Origin of the sequence: Mesotoga sp. UBA5825, assembly GCF_002432955.1 — a bacterium.
GTDB lineage: Bacteria > Thermotogota > Thermotogae > Petrotogales > Kosmotogaceae > Mesotoga.
This window is the reverse complement of sequence record NZ_DJHG01000057.1, coordinates 1-16,657: the sequence shown is the minus strand read 5'-3', so window position 1 is coordinate 16,657 and position 16,657 is coordinate 1. Positions and strand designations below refer to the sequence as shown.

Genomic DNA, 16,657 nt, shown 5'->3' with positions numbered 1-16,657 from the left:
CATCCGTTCCTACTCTATGCCGTAAGCGTTTACATAGCCCACACTGAGAACCGCCGACTGGCCTTCAGGTGAAAGAGCGAATCTCAAGAAGTCTCCTATAACACCGGTGGGGAGTCCGTTGGTTGCATCGACAAACATGAATAGCGGCCTTGATATTGGGTATGCACCGGAGTTTACGTTAGCTACGGTCGGTTCAATATTCTCTACTGTAAGAGCTTTCACGTCTTCAGTTATGTATCCCATGCCTATGTAACCGATCGCATACTTGTTCTGCATTATTTGCTCGACTTCCGCCCTTGTCGATGCCAATTGCTGAACCTGAGGGGCCAGCTTATCGCCTTTCATAACATGTTCAACAAAATACTCAAATGTTCCCGATGCATTATCTCTGGACAGCGGAACTATTCTGTTCTTTGGCAGCGAAGAATCGATTTGATTCCATGTGGTCACCTTACCCGAGTAAATGTCGTAAAGCTGTTGAACAGTTATGTTTTCGATCTCAAGAGACTTATTGACAACTATTGCTATTCCATCGTATGCAACGATGAAGGGAATGAAGTACTTACCTTCTTTGTTCATCTGCTCGATCTCCGAGCTCTTGATCCATCTACTGGAGTTTGCTATGTCTGCCTGTCCGTTGAACAGAGCTTTTATACCGGTTGAAGACCCCGCACCCTCAATCGATATCTCTGCATCCGGGTTGATTTCTTTGTAGGCTTCGGCCCACAGCTGTGCGACAGGATAAACAGTGTTTGAGCCCTTAATAACAAGAGTAGAACCAAATGCCGTTCCGACTAACATGAGCAAAACAAATACAGTACCGAAACTCTTCATGGCCACACCTCCTGAAGTTTTTTCCACATTTTATTTATACACAGAAGGTGTTATAGGGGTTTTATTAGAGTATTCCTATTTGTCCTTGCTGCTGAAATGTGCTGCTAGAGAAGAATTTCCGAGCAATAAGTAGTGCAAGTTCAGATTCTTGAAGTCTCCGGCAGTCGCACTATATTGTAAAATCCTTATCAGTAGGTGCTTATGAACGACAACGACGATTATTATCGGTGGTTTAAGAACTTTACGCTTCCTGAATTGCAGTAAAGAGCCGTTAATCTCGTCTCTGGATATAGAAACTGTCGAGAATCAATCCCTTTGCCGTCTTCGCATAACCAAACAGACCATCAACGGTATAGTTGAACAACATGTAGTGATATGCATTTGCAGAGGCGATCAGGTCTTTTCCTGAACCAATGTCATAGAGCGGTGCACCACCACCGGCTGAAATAACGTAGGTCACACCGTTTTTCTCGACCCTCTGGTAACCGTGATCATGCCCGTTTAGAACTAGATCTACTTTGTAATCTTCGAATACCGGTACAAGATACTGCTTTATATAGAGATGGTCGCCATGAGGACCGAAACTATAGGGGGGATGGTGGAAGTAGACTATTGTGAATGCAGGGTCTTCCTCTTTTGCCTCTTCGAGTTCCGTCAACAGCCAAATGTACTGCTGTGAATACTTGTCGAAAGCTTCATTCGTATTTAGACAGATAAAGAATACGTCTCCGTACCAGAAGCTATAGTATCGCTTATTGCCGGGAAAAGCAAAGAACTTTGTGTAGTTCTCAGCAGATGCCTCGTGATTACCAATTGTACTGTAGAAGACGCTATCCGATAAGATGTCAATTACATTGAAAAAACTTGTCCATTCATCGAGAGTGTCGTCTGAGGATACGAGATCTCCTGTATGTATGACCAGCGGAACATTTTCACGGGCAATTCCATGGGCAATTTCGAGATGCACCGCATGGTTGCTCCTGCTGTCTCCATAGACTGCGAAGCTAAATGGGGTCCTTTTCAAAGGAGCTGTTGTAAGTATGCCGCCATTCCTGAAGATTACTTTTCCGTCCTTTTCGCTTTTTACAGTGTATGCGTAACTCATTCCCGGTTGAAGACCGGAGACTTTGAATCTGTGCAACGTAACTTCCTGCTCGGAATAGATTGATTCATTTGAACCATCGTATACTATCAGGAAAGAGTCGGAAGGCTCCTCGGTAAACCAGTTAATCGTTACCCCATCCCCAGAAACATCATTAAGATAGAGAGAAAAGAGCTGAGAGATTGCCAGAAGAAATATCAGAATTGTGTATTTTTTCACTTTAGTCATCTCCTTTGGTCTGTTGTAGCTGTTAAGACTGATCCAACTCATAAGAGATTATAACGAAAAAGCGGTTTTGTATCTCGTCATAAAATCTCGCGAATTCCATTTTATTTTAGATGGCAGACAACTATCCGGCGGTTCAGAGAATTTCGGATCACGAGATAGTGATGATTAATTGCGTGATATAATCTCAAAGCGGAGGTGAGCCAAATGGAATTATACAGTAGTGAGAGTGAACCACCACTTTGATTTGTCTCGCCCATTGAAGCCTCCCTCTATCTAATCGGAGTTGCTTTGCTACTAGAAGAGGAGGTGTAGGTGTGCGAGAGATACTGATTTCAGAGAATGGAAAAATGAAAGTCATAGAGTCACCGACGGAAGGCTGCTGGATCAATGTTATTGCACCTGACAGTGGTGATATAGCTTTTCTCAGAAGTTTGGAGATCGACGAGGACTTTGTGTATGATGCTCTAGATCAGGAAGAAAGGGCAAGGTTTGAGCAAGACGAAGAACTCATCTACGTGATTACTAAGCTTCCATACTTCGATATCAACGACGAGGCGGTTCCTTACAGAACGACCACTCTTGGTATCGCTATGAAGTCCGGTTATTTTGTTACCATAAGTGGTTTCGAAAACGCCATTGTTTCTGACATAGTTGAAGGCAGAGTTAGGGACATATCAACCAAGAAGCGTAATCGTTTTCTTCTAAGAATCTTCGATAGGGCAACGGTTTATTACCTTAGGTATCTGAAGGAAATCCGAAGACTGTCAAATGAAGTCGAATCAGAGTTGCACAGATCGACCAGGAATCAAGAACTGGTGGCAATGTTGAATCTTGAAAAGTCTTTGGTCTTCTTTACCACATCTCTTAGGTCCAACGAGTTGATGTTTGAAAAGCTGAAGAGAGCCAACATTCTAACTTTATACGAGGAGGACGAAGAGCTGTTTGAGGATATTTCCATTGAGAACAGACAGGCTATAGAGATGGCGAATATTTACAGCGACATTCTGACGGGAATGATGGATGCCTTCGCGTCTGTTATTTCCAACAACCTCAACGTTGTAATGAAGATACTGACAATAGTGACTTTGTCTCTTCAGATTCCGACACTGGTTGCATCGATGTATGGAATGAATGTCAAACTTCCTTTTATGAACTACAGTTCTATCTTCTACTGGTCAATGGGTCTCTCGGGAGTTGTGGCGTTTCTTGTTGCCATAATACTCTTCAAAATTAGATGGTTTAAGAAGTAGTTCGTAGAGACTTAAGAAGGAAGATCTGAGTCAACGAAGTCAACAGTAGTACAGGGGGAATTAGCGTAACTGGAAGAAATAGCCCTAAGACTGCATAGAAGAGAGCCATGCCGGTAGATATTAATAGCGTGGCTCTCTTTTTCTGTCCACAGAGCTTGAATATTTTGTCATAATAGTGATCTCTATCACCTGTGAAAGGTGATTTCTTCGCAATAGATCTTCTCAAGAAACCCACGAAAAGGTCAAGTACTACGGGCCAGCAAATAGCTGCAACTCGAACGAAATTCTGACTTCCCCAAGACTGTATGAGTAACGTTCCCACAAATGTTCCGGCGATGTATGATCCCTGGTCCCCCATAAAAAGCCTTGCGGGGGGAAAGTTGAAGATCATATATCCGGCATAAGCGCCAGCGACTGCAAGAGACATAAGAGGCACAAATCCCGTGAAGAAGGCGAAGATTCCGAAAACAATCATATTAGTTGAGCATATTCCGTCAAGTCCATCCACCATATTATAGGCGTTAACCGTTCCTGCAAAGATGATTGATAGTATTATCGAATCGACTGTCGAGAAGCCGTAGATTACGAATGCAACGGAGAATCCAACAAGAATTTCCACTACCAGTCTGATCTTTGGTGATATGCCTCTTATGTCGTCCGCAAAGCCCAGAGTCCACATGATGATTATTGCGGGGAAGAACTCCGGACTCTGAATTAGCCATGGAACAAGCGCAAGTAGAATTGCAGTTCCACCCATATAGCTAATCGGTTTTTCGTGGGGCTTTAGAGTCCCCGAAGGCCTGTCTACCAGATCTAGCTTAATGCCAACTCTACGAAAAAGGAAACATAGTACGGCCGAGAGAACGAGAGCGTAGACAAAAGCCATCATCAGTTATACTCCAAAGCCTTTTCAATAGTGTGAGCAACGAACTGCTGTTCTTCTTCAGACAGATTATTGAAGAAAGGAATAGCAACCGTTCTTCTTGCGAGCTCTTCAGTTACGGGAAACATGCCATTCTTGAATCCAAACTTTGTCATATAAAAGGGTTGAAGGTGTATAGGTCTGAAATAGTCTCTGCACTGAACACCATTGTCATTGAGGTATTTCATGAAGTTGTCTCTCTCTATCTTTTCATCAAGCCTTATGACATACACGAACCAGCCGATACTTGTAGCGTAGTCTGCCACAAAGGGAGTCTCTACTCCATCAATCTTTGAAAGCAATTTCTCATATCTGTCGGCAACTCTCTGCCGCTTTGCTAGAATTTCATCAATTCTCTTAAGCTGCTCTAAACCCAGTGCTGCCGACATCTCGTCCATCCGATAATTGTAGCCCAACCTCACATGTTCAAGCCAATTTTCTGATGTACCTCTTCCCTGATTCCGCATGCTTTTCGATAATTCGGCAATCTTGCTGTCGTCAGTAACAATTATTCCACCCTCCCCAGTTGTGATTTGCTTGTTTGGATAGAATGCAAATGCACCTGCGAGACCGAAAGTGCCGGTTCTCCGCCCCATAAAGGAGCTCCCCAGCGCCTCACATGAATCCTCTATGATTTTTACGCCGTGTCTGTTACAGACACCTTCTATCCCGTCCCATTCAAGGGGATGACCAAAAATATCGACCGCCATGAAAACATCTGGAATGAAGGGTCCTAACTCAATTTGACCTGTATTCAAACCGTTTTTCGAATAATAGCCAAGAGCATCTTCCAAAGTCTCTGGAGAGATGTTGTATGTTGCCTCGTCAATATCTGCGAAAACAGGAACGGCGCCTTCGTATACTGCAACATTGGCTGAGGACACAAAAGTGAAGGAGCTTGTGATCACCGCCTGGTCCTGTTTCAAGTCGAGAGAGCGAACTATAAGATGAAGGGCGCTGGTCCCGCTGTTTACTGCAACTGCGTGCTCGACACCAATATATTCTGCAAACCTTTCTTCAAATTCTGCGACTTTTGGTCCGATGGATAGAATTCCGCTACTCATGATTTCAGTAACAGCGGATATCTCTCTTTCAGTTATGTCCGGTCTGGAAAGGGGTATAAACACTACTTCACCTCCTGGGGAGACTTTGAAAATAGAGAAAGCATTAGTCCCAGCATGAACGACCATAATGCGGCAAGACCAATCTGGAAGTCTTTTGGCAGTAAAAAGGTCAATGTGTGTGCTGGAAGCCAGAACCATATCAGAGAGAATAAGGCTTTATCGACGTTTTTCCAGTTCTTAGCATGAAGAATAAGATTATCGAGCAACCTGTGAAACAGAACCAAGAAGACTCCAAACTGAAGATTCATTGATGCAGACCGTGTGACTGCATTCAGAAATGAGTCTTCTGCGAAGGATGTCGGCAGAATTCTGTTGATTACCAAAGCAGAAACGAATCCCTCGTAGCCAATGAAGGCAATCTTTATGAAGATTGACAGGAAAGCCCATTCTAGCGCCTTCAAAACCATTACGGAAGCAGAGAGGTTTTCCTTAGAACCTGCAATCTTTGCGCTGACGAAATCTCCAAGAGTTCCGAGAATCGCAAACTGAATCATTGCAGAAGCAAAGGGGAAATCTCTGACAAATTCCACATACCATCTCATCGAAAATCACACCCGGCACTTATTTTGACTGTGGCATCGTCAACTATTTCGGCCGTGATTTTGTTCAGCTCTTCAAAATCGTTGTTATCAACGGCTGCCCTAAGGCGACTGGCTATCGAAAATAAGGTCGTTTCATCCATTGCTTCCTTTGTCTTCAGACGAAAAATCTTTGGATGCTTCGTCTGAATAAATTCTTCGTTCGTAAGGACAAGTTCCTCGAATAATTTCTCGCCCGGTCGAACTCCCGTGTACTTTATTTCTATTTCTTGCTGCGGTACGTATCCTGCCAGTGTGATCATCTCGTTTGCAAGAGAAGAGATCTTGACGGGTTCTCCCATATCTAGCACGAAAACGTCTCCGCCTCCGGAGTAAGCTCCTGCCTGAAGCACAAGCGATACAGCTTCTGGGATAGTCATAAAATATCTAGTCATTCTTGGGTCCGTCACGGTAACGGGACCGCCCGACTGGATTTGTTTCTTAAAGAGGGGGATCACGCTTCCTCTGCTTCCCAGAACATTGCCAAATCTGACTATTCCGAACCTTGTTTTACTTCTCGATGAGATAGACCTAACGAACTCCTCTGCGATTCTTTTTGAAACGCCCATTACAGAACTCGGCTTGACGGCTTTATCAGTAGATATTACCACCATAGTCTCCGCACCGAACTCACTGGCAAGCATAGCAACGTTGTAAGTGCCAATGGAATTAACTTTGAACGCTTCCGTCGGGTTCTCCTCCATCAGAGGTACATGTTTGTGAGCCGCTGCATGAAAGATGACTTCGGGTTTCATCGTCTCGAAGATATACCTCATTCTTGATGAATCGGCAACGTCGCAAATCAGCTGACAGAGATCGAGATCGGGAAACAACGACCCAATCTCCTGTCTGATCTCATAGATACTGTTTTCTCCCTTACCCGCCAGCAGCAGTCTTCTGGGCTTCAGTGGAGCTATCTGCCTGCAAAGCTCACTTCCGATGCTTCCTCCGGCACCGGTTACGAGTACAGTTCTTCCGACAATGTAATCCTTAAGTGAATTCGCATCGATGCGCACGCTCTCTCTGCCAAGCAAGTCCTCGATGTTGATCTCTCTCAAGTATCCTAGCTTCGCTTTGCCATCCATTATCTCTGTAATGCTAGGCAGCGTCTGAGCTTTTACCTTTCCCACATCGATCTTTGAGAAAATCCTTCTCAAAGTAGCTGCATCAGCAGAAGGGATTGCGATTATGACTCGCTTCACATCCATCTTTTCAACCAAGGCCATGATTTCGTCTGTGTTTCCCAAAACCGGGATTCCCCTGATCCGTTTTCGAAGTTTTCTTGGGGAATCGTCGATAAACCCTATAACCAGCCCATTTTCTGGGCGGCGAGACAATTCCTCCGCTATTGAAGTTCCCGCATCACCGGCGCCCACTATCAGTACTCTCTCTGCAGAGGAAACGACATGATGATTTCTACTCAATATGCTCAGCCAGAATATCCTTGACCAGATAATCAAAAACACAGAGATAATGGCAGCCATAGTCGATACCGTGAATGGTACCGTAAGAAACCTGATGCCAAAAAGATTCAGAAGTCTTCCGGTAGCAAACCCTACTGCATAACCTATGACGACCGCCCTTAGAATAATCAGATAATCTCTGAAGTAGCTGTAACTCCAGGCTATTGTATAGACTCCATTCAGAATCAGAGAGACTACTATGAATAAGCTGAAGTAGACTCCATTGACAAAAAACTGAGGTTCGTCCAAAGTGAAGATTCCGTATCTGAAGTACATACCTAAAATGAATGCGAAATAGACCATCAACGAATCGAAAACCAGAAGTGTCAGATTTCTTCTGAAGCCACTTAGATCACCGTGTCTTTTCAAGCACCTCACCTCATGGAGATTCTAGCATACTTAGCGCAAGCTCAGAATTCGGAAGCCATCTGAAAATGATCTCAGCTTCAACACCCCTTAGTAACACGAGAAAACCTCTCGTCTGTCTGAGCAACGCGAATCGCAGATTGAGCAGACAGCTCCTTGTCTTTGATCTCGAGCATTATGTCAAAATCATATGAACTGCTTACTCTAAGAAAGTCTGAAAAATGCTCAAGATCGATGCTCTCCGTGTGTTTACCCTTTCTTGCTCCACCTTGTTGAGTGCTGTAGTCGACAACGGGGATGCCGTCTTCAGGAAGCCATGTCCACTGAGAAAGCTTCAGCGAATCCATTTGAGTTATTCCATCGCCGAGAATTGAGTGTGGAATACGTCAAGAAGTACGGGAATACCTGTAGAGTTATCTATCGAGAGACAGTCCACCAGCGAGTAAAGCCTCTCATCATTTTCAATGACTAGCCTTTCGCGTACGTTTTCGGGCAGATATTTGTACCGATCAATGAATCTTTCCATAGCCTCTTTCTTCTTTCCGTAAACTCCACCAAAGTGAATCTGAATCTTCGCACTCTTGTCAAGCCCCATAAGATCCAGAAGCTTGGCATGATACTTAAGCTCAGAAATACTGTTTTCCAGAACTTCACGCTTGGGTGAGTTAAGTAAGACGAACTGATCGGGGTGCATTGAAATCCTCATATCGTATGTTCTTATCATCTTCCCGATTCTGTCGAAGTCACTCTTGAAATGCATCTCCCAGTCAACCCTACAAACAGGGTGGGATGCAAACGGAATCAAGTCTGAGGTTATTCTGAAGAAGAGGATACTCTTCGCTCTGTTGAATTCAAGGATCTTTTCAAGGCACATGAGATTTGCCGCTGTAGTTTCAAGCAATCTCTCTTCGCTGTATGATGAAAGCCTGAGTGTCCTCGCAGAACAGCACTTTACGGTTCTGTTGATGCACGTGTATCCAATCTTCATCTTCTACCTCCTACCATAGTATTTTAGCTGAGTTTCGGATAGAGAATGTATAATTGATTCGATATTGATTGAGAGGTGAGTTCTTTGAGGGTTAAGAAGCAGCAATCTTTCCCATTTCTTAGGGTAGCCGTTGTTGTTTTTTTTGGGCTTTCAATCCTTCTTCTTGTGCTTTTCGCTGTTCAGCTGGGAAAGGTGAAGAATCTTGCGGACAAGATTGCGAACCTCGAAAAGCATCAGGCGGCACTTGAACTGGAGATAAGTGCTGTAACGGGTGTACAGAGAACTATGAACGTTAATCTTTACTATTACAACGAGCTTCTAGACAGATTGATAAACGGTGAAATAGCTTGCGATATAGAAGCTGTTATCCCTGTACAAAGAACAATTCCGGTTTCTCAGTCTCCAATTAACGACGTTGTACGTCTTCTTATAAGAGGTGAACTGACAAAGGCAGAACGAGACCTCGGGTTCAAGACGGAATTCCCTGGCAGAGAGCTTCAGTTTCTTGGAGCGAAGCTGGAAAATGGAGTTCTCTATCTGAGATTCTCGGATCCTTTGGGATTCACTTCAGGTGGATCGTGCAGAGTGAGCCTCCTGAAGGCACAGATTGAGAAGACTGCACTGCAGTTTGATACCGTCAAAAGTGTTGTCTTAGAACCCGAAAACATCTTCCAACCCTAGAGTGAGTGCAAGCTGAAACTGAAGTTTACTATGTGGTAATGCGCAAAGCAATTGACTTTAACAAATATCCGTGGTACAATAATTACTAAGACGTCCGAAAACGGGCGTCTTTTTCGTTGTCTCTCTTTGCTCTGCTATTCCTTTTCATTCAGAAAAAGACAAGTATTATGAGAGTCGTACCTATGATTCCTACTATTCCAAGACCGTATTTCTCCCACTTTGCGAGTCCGGTATGATAATGGAAAGCTCTCATCTCTGTAATCCACCTTGGGACAGCTGCTATCTGGGCTACCGTGAATCTCTCTTTTTTTCCGAAAGTTATCCATGCCCTTCCGGAACCTTCAGCCTCAATTTCAACAGAATAGATCCCCTCTTTAGTGAGCTCTGAGTCGTGCCTGACGTAAAGATATGAGTAAGTATCGCCAAAAAACTCGTACATTATCTCAGGTTCTGTGCTTTCGAGGAAGAAGTCTTCGAGAACCTCTCGATCTGGACCATAAAATGTCAGATTCGGTCGGAAATCTGCAGTTGATTTCATATTGTCAGCTTCCTTTGGTACTCCAAAAAGCATATGAAACTGTTGGCCGGCGGTCCCTTCGAAAACAAATCTGATCTTCTCCGCTGATGAGAAAATGTAGTAATAGATTTGGGAAAGATCAATTTCTTTTACAAGATATGATCCTTCCACAAAGTCTTCAGGAGTAAGGAAAAAGGGAATGTGTGAAAAAGCCGAGCTGGCAAAGACAATCAGTAGTGACACCAAAATCAGTGTCTTCTTCATAGAAAGCCTCCTAAATTGGAATGAATGCAAGTAAGTTTACCAGCAATTGCCTTACTTTCTTTCAGCTGGAAATAGTGGGGAAGCCTAAATCATGAACATCTTTGAGGCAAGCATATAAGACCAGAGAGTTAACTGAGTTGATCGGAGCAAATTTCGTTTAACCACATTCACGGCAGTTAGAGCTGTCTTTGATAGCAATCGAGTATCAAGGCAAAACAACAAGTTTAGTCTCGCCGGGTAATTTCAACTTCAGGAGGAGTCACAATATTCTTTCAAACGATGAAATCTCCAGTAAGTATTCCCACTCATTTGACCTCAAGTTTCTGGACCCGGTTTCGATTTCCCCTACCTGGTTATCGTAAGGATCAGATCTATAGAATCTCTTGGCAGGCACAAGGGGAGACATGAAAGCTGAGTTAGAAACCATTCTGAATGCATCGAGATTACCAAAATAGAATTCTCTGTATGCCGGCATATCTTTTCTTGACCCTCCAAATGAACAGTCTACAGGTAGCCAGCCGAAAGGCTCAACCCAGAACATCGCCCAGTCATGAGGGCTGGCACCCAAAGGAGCTGCAAACCATCCGGACTGCCATCTGGCAGGAATACCTTTAATCCTGCAAAGGGTAATGAACAAGAGAGCCTTCACTCCGCAGTCGCCTCTAAGATTGACGGCTGCGAATTCGGAGAGATTCGGATAGAGTGCATACTCACTCATAAAAGTGTACTTGACGTTTTCACATATCCAGTCGTAAAAACTCTTCGCGATGAAATAAGGGTTATTTTCGCTCCCGACAATTTCCTCCGCCAAAGATCTGACTAGAGGCGAAAAGACTACATGAGGAGCTTGTTCGCATAGATAGCCCGAGAATCTCTTTGCGTCAGGTTCTACACAGCTAAAGGGGTCTAGGGAAGTAGATATTTCGGAGATTTCGTATTCATATTCGATGCTGAAAACCGTATCGTTCTTTGCAGCCGCTTCCATGTATACAGTACGCTGAGAGTAGTTAGCCGGTGATAGAAAATAGCTGTGGCTTGAACTCAAGATCCTCGTTGAAGACACCTGATCTCCAACTCTGGATACAGGTAACCAGCAACGATAGACACTTTCATCGGAACCTTCGACGGAAATCAATGACTTTGCAACTACTCTGAATCTTGCGGGTTGCCTTTCACTTATCAGTCGATCTATTTCTTTGTGAAGAGAGACTCTGGTCGCTTCCCTATCTGTGTTCTTGTTTTTCAGTCGCTTCTCGTATTCTGGCATCGTGAATAGGAGGTTCTTATCGAATCTTTTCTCGAATTTCTCTTCACCGTCGAAAATCATGGAGTCGAGCTTTCTGGCGCTGTTGAGAGAATCGAATTCCCCTTCAGTGAATCCTTCAAGATCTCTTGAGAGAATCCCCAGAGCCTCTGAAGCCGAATAGGGATAGTTGTTTTTGAGCCTTACGATTCTCTCTCTTTCCCACCTTAGTCTTTCAATCATTATCGAAGGGAGATAATCATCAAGTTGGATCTCTATCTCCTTTAAAGCGCCGTCATAATCCCCAATACTTTCGAAGAAGCTTATCTTCTCCGGAAGTTGTGCCGCAAGAAACTTCATATCCGTCCCCCCCCCATTCAGTTCAACCTGTGAACTCAAGATGATTATATCAGCTGCAAGGTCTTTCCAAAAAAAAGGCGGTCTCCGTTCTGAGACCGCTATTCTTTTGAGATATTAGGGGTGGAATTTTCTCCACTGAATAAGCCAAAGCAATTCTGTGCCAGAAAAACTATGCATCGAGTGAGAATCAGCATGCCAAGTCAATGTAAGCCTTTTGAATTTACGTTGAATGCTGTCAATGAACAGATTATGTCATTGAGCTCGCAAGGGAATAATCCTGTGAAAGACGATTACCCCGAAACGGAAATCAGTGTTTCTTTTGTCTTGAATTGCCGAATTCTCACTTTCCGTTTTTCAAAGACAAGCACTGAACTTGATACGCTCATTAAACCTAAACAATCATTGATTCTCCTTGGATTTCGGGGAAGTTCGATTCATGCCATTGTTTTGATCTTGTATGTGCGCCGCATTCATTCACAGATCACTAGAACGTATTCTAGACTGGTAGAGATCCATGCTCAGAGTACTCTTTCGTTATCATAGAGGTTCCTGCGACAGTTAATAGAAGGCATTCTTAATTGATCAGTATAGGATGAATGTAACTCGAGAACTCAAATAATGGCGAGCAGGAAAAGAGAGCTCCGCGTTCGGAAAGAGTAGAGGTATTTGTCATATAATGGTTGTTGAAGAGACGGCGCCTAGCTTTGGTCAAGTGAAGAGTATGTAGTTGGCAGCCAGTATGAATTCCGGAGGTGCTAATGTGGCAGAAATCGAGTTGAACAAAGCTGTTCCCGATTTTTCTTTGCCCGATCAGACCGGAACTGAAGTGTCATTGTCGGATTTTTCGGGCAAGAGAGTCGTTCTATACTTCTACCCAAAAGACAATACTTCGGGTTGTACTCTTGAGGCGGAAAACTTCAGAGATCTAGCGGATCAATTTGCCAGTAACAATGCGGTTGTAATAGGAATCAGCAGGGACAGTCAAAAGTCTCATCAAGGCTTCGCACTCAAACTTGATCTAAACTTCTCCATTCTAAGCGATAAGAATGAAGAGATACACAAGCTGTTTGACGTGATTAAGCCGAAGAAGATGTACGGTAAGGAGTATCTGGGAACTGAGAGATCGACGTTCATTATTGACGAAGAAGGGGTTCTCATTAGGGAGTATAGAGGCGTTAAAGCAAAGGGTCACGCACAAGAAGTCCTGAATTTCATAAGCAAGTTGAAGTAGGCGGGATAAGTAGTCTGTAGCAAACCTTGCTATACATCTTTTCGAAACCCTCTTTAGAGATAGAGCCTTTTCATTTGCCGCATTCACCGAAAGGACACTTTCAAGTTCGTGTTTCAGCGAAAGCCGTAATGCCTTTCGCAATAATAACCTACCGAATTCATGCCCCTGAAAGCGCGGCAGAACTGCTATGGGACCGATTTCCAGATGTCCATCTTCGTTGATTTCTGAGAAGAAGGGCCCGATAGGCTCATTCCCCTTAAGAAGAAGCTGGATACCGGAATCAGGTACCTTTCTGTTTGAAGTCAGTTCTCTCAGTTTGTCCTCGGTGATGTCTAAGTGACCTGCAATTTCAGCGAAGGCCGAGTTGATAATACAACAGTATGCCTGTCCACGAAGGTCAATCGAGAAATCTGTGAATTGATTTCCTTGGGAATGTCGAGTGAAACGTGCTCAAGCCCTCCTTTTAGGACAAAAAAGTATCTTTCTATGGAGAAACCGATTTCCTCAAGGATTTTCTGAACCGGTCGCCCGGGTGAGACGAAGATATATACTTCGTCAACTTCGGAAATCATACCGGAAATGGAATTCAGAAGCGACCTGTAAGCACCGACTTGCGAAGTTTCTGAATGAAAGATCATGAACCTTCCCTTTCCAGCCTTTCTATAAGGTTCTTCAAGGATCAGTGAAGCTGCTCCAATTACTCTTCCATCTTCACTTAAGAGTACTACAGAGGGATGTCTCTCATCTGCAACAAAGTCGTCGCAAGGAAGATATTAATCGTCGTGTTCTGGTGCCACACGACGACTGTATTCTATGAAACTCTTCAGGATTGAGTCGTCTACCTTTTTTATCGCGCGACACCACCTTCATTCAAGCGTATAACGCATATTCTATCTCAGATCCGGCGTCGTAATGCATCATAATTAAATCTACTCAAGAGGGAGTTAATGCATCAAAATAGAATCTACTTAAAGTCGAGTGTTTCTGGCAAAACAGGCAAAATAGAACACTCCTTTCTTACTTATTGAGGAAGAGCGATTTCCTACTTGCCAAAAACAGGTGAAGGGACACATAATGATCTGTTTCCTTGCGCTTGTAATGGAGACTGCCTTATGTAGAAAGCTGAAAGAGATTGGAAGTACTTTCTCTTACGCAGAAATACTTGAAGACTTGAAAGAGATAAGGGCAGTTGAGCTAACGGTAGAAGGCAAACGCTTTCTTGCAAGGACTGAAATGATGGGCAATGCTTACGACGCTTTCAAATCACTCAAAATAAGACCACCGGATCTACTCAAAGAGATTGCATAATATACCACTGTGGTGGTACGTCTGTTTTTCTTTTCATTTTTCCCCTTGTTTAGCTGTTTTTAGATTTGTCGCTGTCAAAGTTGAGTCTAAGTTCTCATTCCTGCAAATTGATCTGCTTCTTAAGTGGGGCAGCGATTTCTAAAGCTAACTCTTGAAAGGTCTGGCGATGGAGCACTTCAAAAGCAATGAGAGCAATAAGTTCAGGTTTTCTTGGTACCGCCAGTATAATCTGCAAAGTGCAACAATTGCAGCAAACTTCGAAGCCTTTTTCTTGCGATTGTTGTCGTCTGGTGAACTTAGATGCTATCTGAGGTCAATATCTCCGATCATTCAACGTATCGATATGCTTGTTATTATATGATGCCAGGCTCGAGCACTCGAAAATAGGTGAACACTATTTTTTCTCGACTGAAATCGTTAGATCACTGTTCTTACCAGGTTCGAGCCATATTGTCCTCAGATTTTCTGAGACAGTATATCCGTTTGGCAACTCGGTTATTTCGATGGAGTGTTCCCCAAAGACAAGTCCTACCAGTTCGATCATTCCAAAGACCTGGAATTCGATTCCATCGACATTCAGACTAACCACTTCATACAAATAATCTCCTGTCTCGTCAATCAAAGATATGTTCAGTGAGCTCCTTTGAGCGAATCCAATCTCGAGTCGAGTATCGCCCTTCTCGTCAACTTCAATTGTTTCAATTGATGTAGTGCGAGAGTAGAGTCTTTCAAAGCCCCTGTCCATCGTCAGACTTGCTCTGCTAACACCGGCAGGAACACCCTCAAGGATCGTCCGGGAGCCTATTCTAAAGGGTTTTCCGCCTATGGTTAGAATACCTGAAGCATCCAGAAGAGGCTCTTCGCTCTCTCTCAGACCGTTCGCGTTCAGGTCTCTGAAGAGGACCACTTCGATTTTCCGCTGGAAGGCGACTCCAAATTCGACACTCTTCCTCTCCCCCGGTCTCAGCTCTAACTGTCTGTTCAAAGTACCGGTCGTGATACTGACACCCGAACCTAGCGAGGCCAGATCCAGTGAGATTCTTATAATTCCCGATGAGACCGGGACGGTAAGTGTTTTGTCTTCGGTAAACACTACATCCTCGCCTATGTTGATAGAGAAGCTCTTCAGGTATTCCTCTTCCTTATCGTATGTGCCCGAAGAATTCGAGTCGACAAAGATACGTATATCTACGTACGCTGGAGACTCCATAAACGGCCAGTAGAAGTCTCTGGATCCGTACTCAGTTATCTGAAGCTCTGGAGAATCCTTAAGCAAGGAAACAAGTGAATCGGGGTATTCTACGAGTTCGACTCTGTAAAGACCGACGGGCAACTCGACAGATATGACTCCATTTCCATCGCTCTTGTACTCTATGCCATCTATTCTCACCTTGACGCTTACGGGCATCTCACCTGTATCGAATTTCGTATCGAGATCCTTGTCGAGGAAGAAGTAGAGGTTCAACTTTCCGGTGCTTCTGCTCTTGAAGAACCAGCTGTCGTCCAATTTGATTTTTACTCCAAAGTAGAAGCCGTCCTTTCCCAGATTTCCAAGGAAGCTCTCCTTCAGCGAACCGAAGCCATAACCGGCGTAGACAACTGTATCCGGCCACAGGGTGAGACCGGCCTGGACTATGAATCTGTTATAGAAACCGCCTCTATTATCGTTTACAAGATATCCGGCACCGGTGATATAGAAGAGATCGGCAAAAGACTTCTCCGCTCTGAGTCCGTTTATTGTGTAAACCATGTTTTTCTTGAGATATATCTCCCCGGTCAGAGCGAAGTTGAAGGTTCTATCATACCAGAAGACAGTGTCAAGAGTCAGTCGGCCTTCAGAAGTCGTTTCTTCTCCGTTTCTGCTTATATAGTAAGCTCCCTCCGCAAGGAGAGCCAGAGGGCTCCTCAACTGGGGAACATATGCGAGGCCGGCCTGGACTTCAAATCTGCTGCTCTGGGTCTTCAGGTCGTTCGTGAAGAGAATGTGATATGCCGGTCTAAGCCTATCAAGACCGAGATACTCTCCCCGGCTCTCTATAAGGAATCGCGACAGGGCGAATCCGGTGTCGAATCTTAGATCTGTATCCAGCCTGAGTTTGAGGGACTCAATCTCACGATTCTCTATACCTACGTGAAGGGCGTAGAAGTCCTCGGTGTTCGAGCCAACGAGAGTGTGTCTTCCCTGTAAGAGAAAATCC

The 16,657-nt window shown here is 44.1% G+C and carries 15 protein-coding genes and 2 pseudogenes; 4 read left to right on the top strand and 13 right to left on the bottom strand.

Translation table 11 applies throughout. The features are described 5' to 3' along the window. Positions 1–9 precede the first annotated feature (9 nt). Positions 10–834, bottom strand: a complete 825-nt coding sequence (locus B3N33_RS05355) for a PstS family phosphate ABC transporter substrate-binding protein (protein WP_292590281.1) — start codon at positions 832–834, stop codon at positions 10–12. 271 nt (positions 835–1,105) lie between these two features. Continuing rightward, positions 1,106–2,164, bottom strand: coding sequence for a metallophosphoesterase (locus B3N33_RS05350; RefSeq protein WP_292590280.1), 1,059 nt, complete (start codon positions 2,162–2,164; stop codon positions 1,106–1,108). Positions 2,165–2,478: 314 nt separating this feature from the next. Between B3N33_RS05350 and B3N33_RS05345 the strand changes: the two genes are divergently transcribed. Then, entirely contained in the window at positions 2,479–3,414 is a 936-nt protein-coding gene (locus tag B3N33_RS05345; RefSeq protein WP_103134656.1) for a magnesium transporter CorA family protein, read from the top strand. On the opposite strand, the gene B3N33_RS05340 is transcribed toward B3N33_RS05345, so the two are convergent. The 6 genes from B3N33_RS05340 to uvsE all read right to left on the bottom strand — a co-directional run bounded on the left by B3N33_RS05340 (position 3,404) and on the right by uvsE (position 8,855). Beyond that, positions 3,404–4,303 carry a glycosyltransferase family 4 protein gene (locus B3N33_RS05340; protein ID WP_292592416.1) on the bottom strand — a complete coding sequence of 300 codons (900 nt, stop codon included), beginning with the start codon at positions 4,301–4,303 and terminating at the stop codon, positions 3,404–3,406. The genes B3N33_RS05345 and B3N33_RS05340 overlap by 11 nt on opposite strands. Beyond that, positions 4,303–5,463: a DegT/DnrJ/EryC1/StrS family aminotransferase gene (locus B3N33_RS05335; protein ID WP_292590276.1), complete on the bottom strand. Its 1,161-nt coding sequence runs from the start codon at positions 5,461–5,463 to the stop codon at positions 4,303–4,305. Before B3N33_RS05335 ends, B3N33_RS05340 begins: the two co-directional genes overlap by 1 nt. Continuing rightward, a complete protein-coding gene (locus B3N33_RS05330; RefSeq protein WP_214060561.1) occupies positions 5,463–6,002 on the bottom strand; it encodes a hypothetical protein in 540 nt (179 codons plus the stop codon). Before B3N33_RS05330 ends, B3N33_RS05335 begins: the two co-directional genes overlap by 1 nt. Then, positions 5,999–7,870 carry a nucleoside-diphosphate sugar epimerase/dehydratase gene (locus B3N33_RS05325; protein ID WP_414674178.1) on the bottom strand — a complete coding sequence of 624 codons (1,872 nt, stop codon included), beginning with the start codon at positions 7,868–7,870 and terminating at the stop codon, positions 5,999–6,001. Before B3N33_RS05325 ends, B3N33_RS05330 begins: the two co-directional genes overlap by 4 nt. Before the next feature lie 77 nt (positions 7,871–7,947). Continuing rightward, entirely contained in the window at positions 7,948–8,214 is a 267-nt protein-coding gene (locus B3N33_RS05320) for a hypothetical protein (protein ID WP_292590273.1), read from the bottom strand. Between the two features lie 5 nt (positions 8,215–8,219). Beyond that, positions 8,220–8,855, bottom strand: a complete 636-nt coding sequence (gene uvsE, locus B3N33_RS05315; RefSeq protein WP_292590271.1) for a UV DNA damage repair endonuclease UvsE — start codon at positions 8,853–8,855, stop codon at positions 8,220–8,222. An 84-nt stretch (positions 8,856–8,939) separates the two neighbouring features. Here uvsE and B3N33_RS05310 point away from each other — a divergent pair, with 84 nt between their 5' ends. Next, positions 8,940–9,536: a GerMN domain-containing protein gene (locus B3N33_RS05310; protein ID WP_292590268.1), complete on the top strand. Its 597-nt coding sequence runs from the start codon at positions 8,940–8,942 to the stop codon at positions 9,534–9,536. A 148-nt stretch (positions 9,537–9,684) separates the two neighbouring features. Here the strand turns inward: B3N33_RS05310 and B3N33_RS05305 are convergent, their stop codons facing one another. After that, positions 9,685–10,317, bottom strand: a complete 633-nt coding sequence (locus B3N33_RS05305) for a hypothetical protein (RefSeq protein ID WP_292590266.1) — start codon at positions 10,315–10,317, stop codon at positions 9,685–9,687. 259 nt (positions 10,318–10,576) lie between these two features. Then, positions 10,577–11,920, bottom strand: a complete 1,344-nt coding sequence (locus B3N33_RS05300) for a transglutaminase-like domain-containing protein (protein WP_292590264.1) — start codon at positions 11,918–11,920, stop codon at positions 10,577–10,579. 760 nt (positions 11,921–12,680) lie between these two features. Here B3N33_RS05300 and bcp point away from each other — a divergent pair. Continuing rightward, positions 12,681–13,151: a thioredoxin-dependent thiol peroxidase gene (gene bcp / locus B3N33_RS05295; RefSeq protein WP_214079830.1), complete on the top strand. Its 471-nt coding sequence runs from the start codon at positions 12,681–12,683 to the stop codon at positions 13,149–13,151. Between the two features lie 69 nt (positions 13,152–13,220). Here bcp and B3N33_RS13030 read toward each other — a convergent pair. Both B3N33_RS13030 and B3N33_RS05290 read right to left on the bottom strand, forming a co-directional pair. Continuing rightward, positions 13,221–13,457: pseudogene (locus B3N33_RS13030) on the bottom strand (GNAT family N-acetyltransferase); the annotation flags it as partial. 26 nt (positions 13,458–13,483) lie between these two features. Then, the gene (locus tag B3N33_RS05290; RefSeq protein WP_292590261.1) at positions 13,484–13,789 is read right to left on the bottom strand and encodes a hypothetical protein; all 306 of its coding nucleotides are present in this window, start codon (positions 13,787–13,789) and stop codon (positions 13,484–13,486) included. 418 nt (positions 13,790–14,207) lie between these two features. Between B3N33_RS05290 and B3N33_RS05285 the strand changes: the two are divergent. After that, positions 14,208–14,459 (top strand): annotated as a pseudogene (locus tag B3N33_RS05285) (IS1634 family transposase); the annotation flags it as partial. Positions 14,460–14,853: 394 nt separating this feature from the next. Here B3N33_RS05285 and B3N33_RS05280 read toward each other — a convergent pair. Next, a partial coding sequence (locus tag B3N33_RS05280) for a hypothetical protein (protein ID WP_292592411.1) occupies positions 14,854–16,657 on the bottom strand: 1,804 nt, incomplete at its 5' end.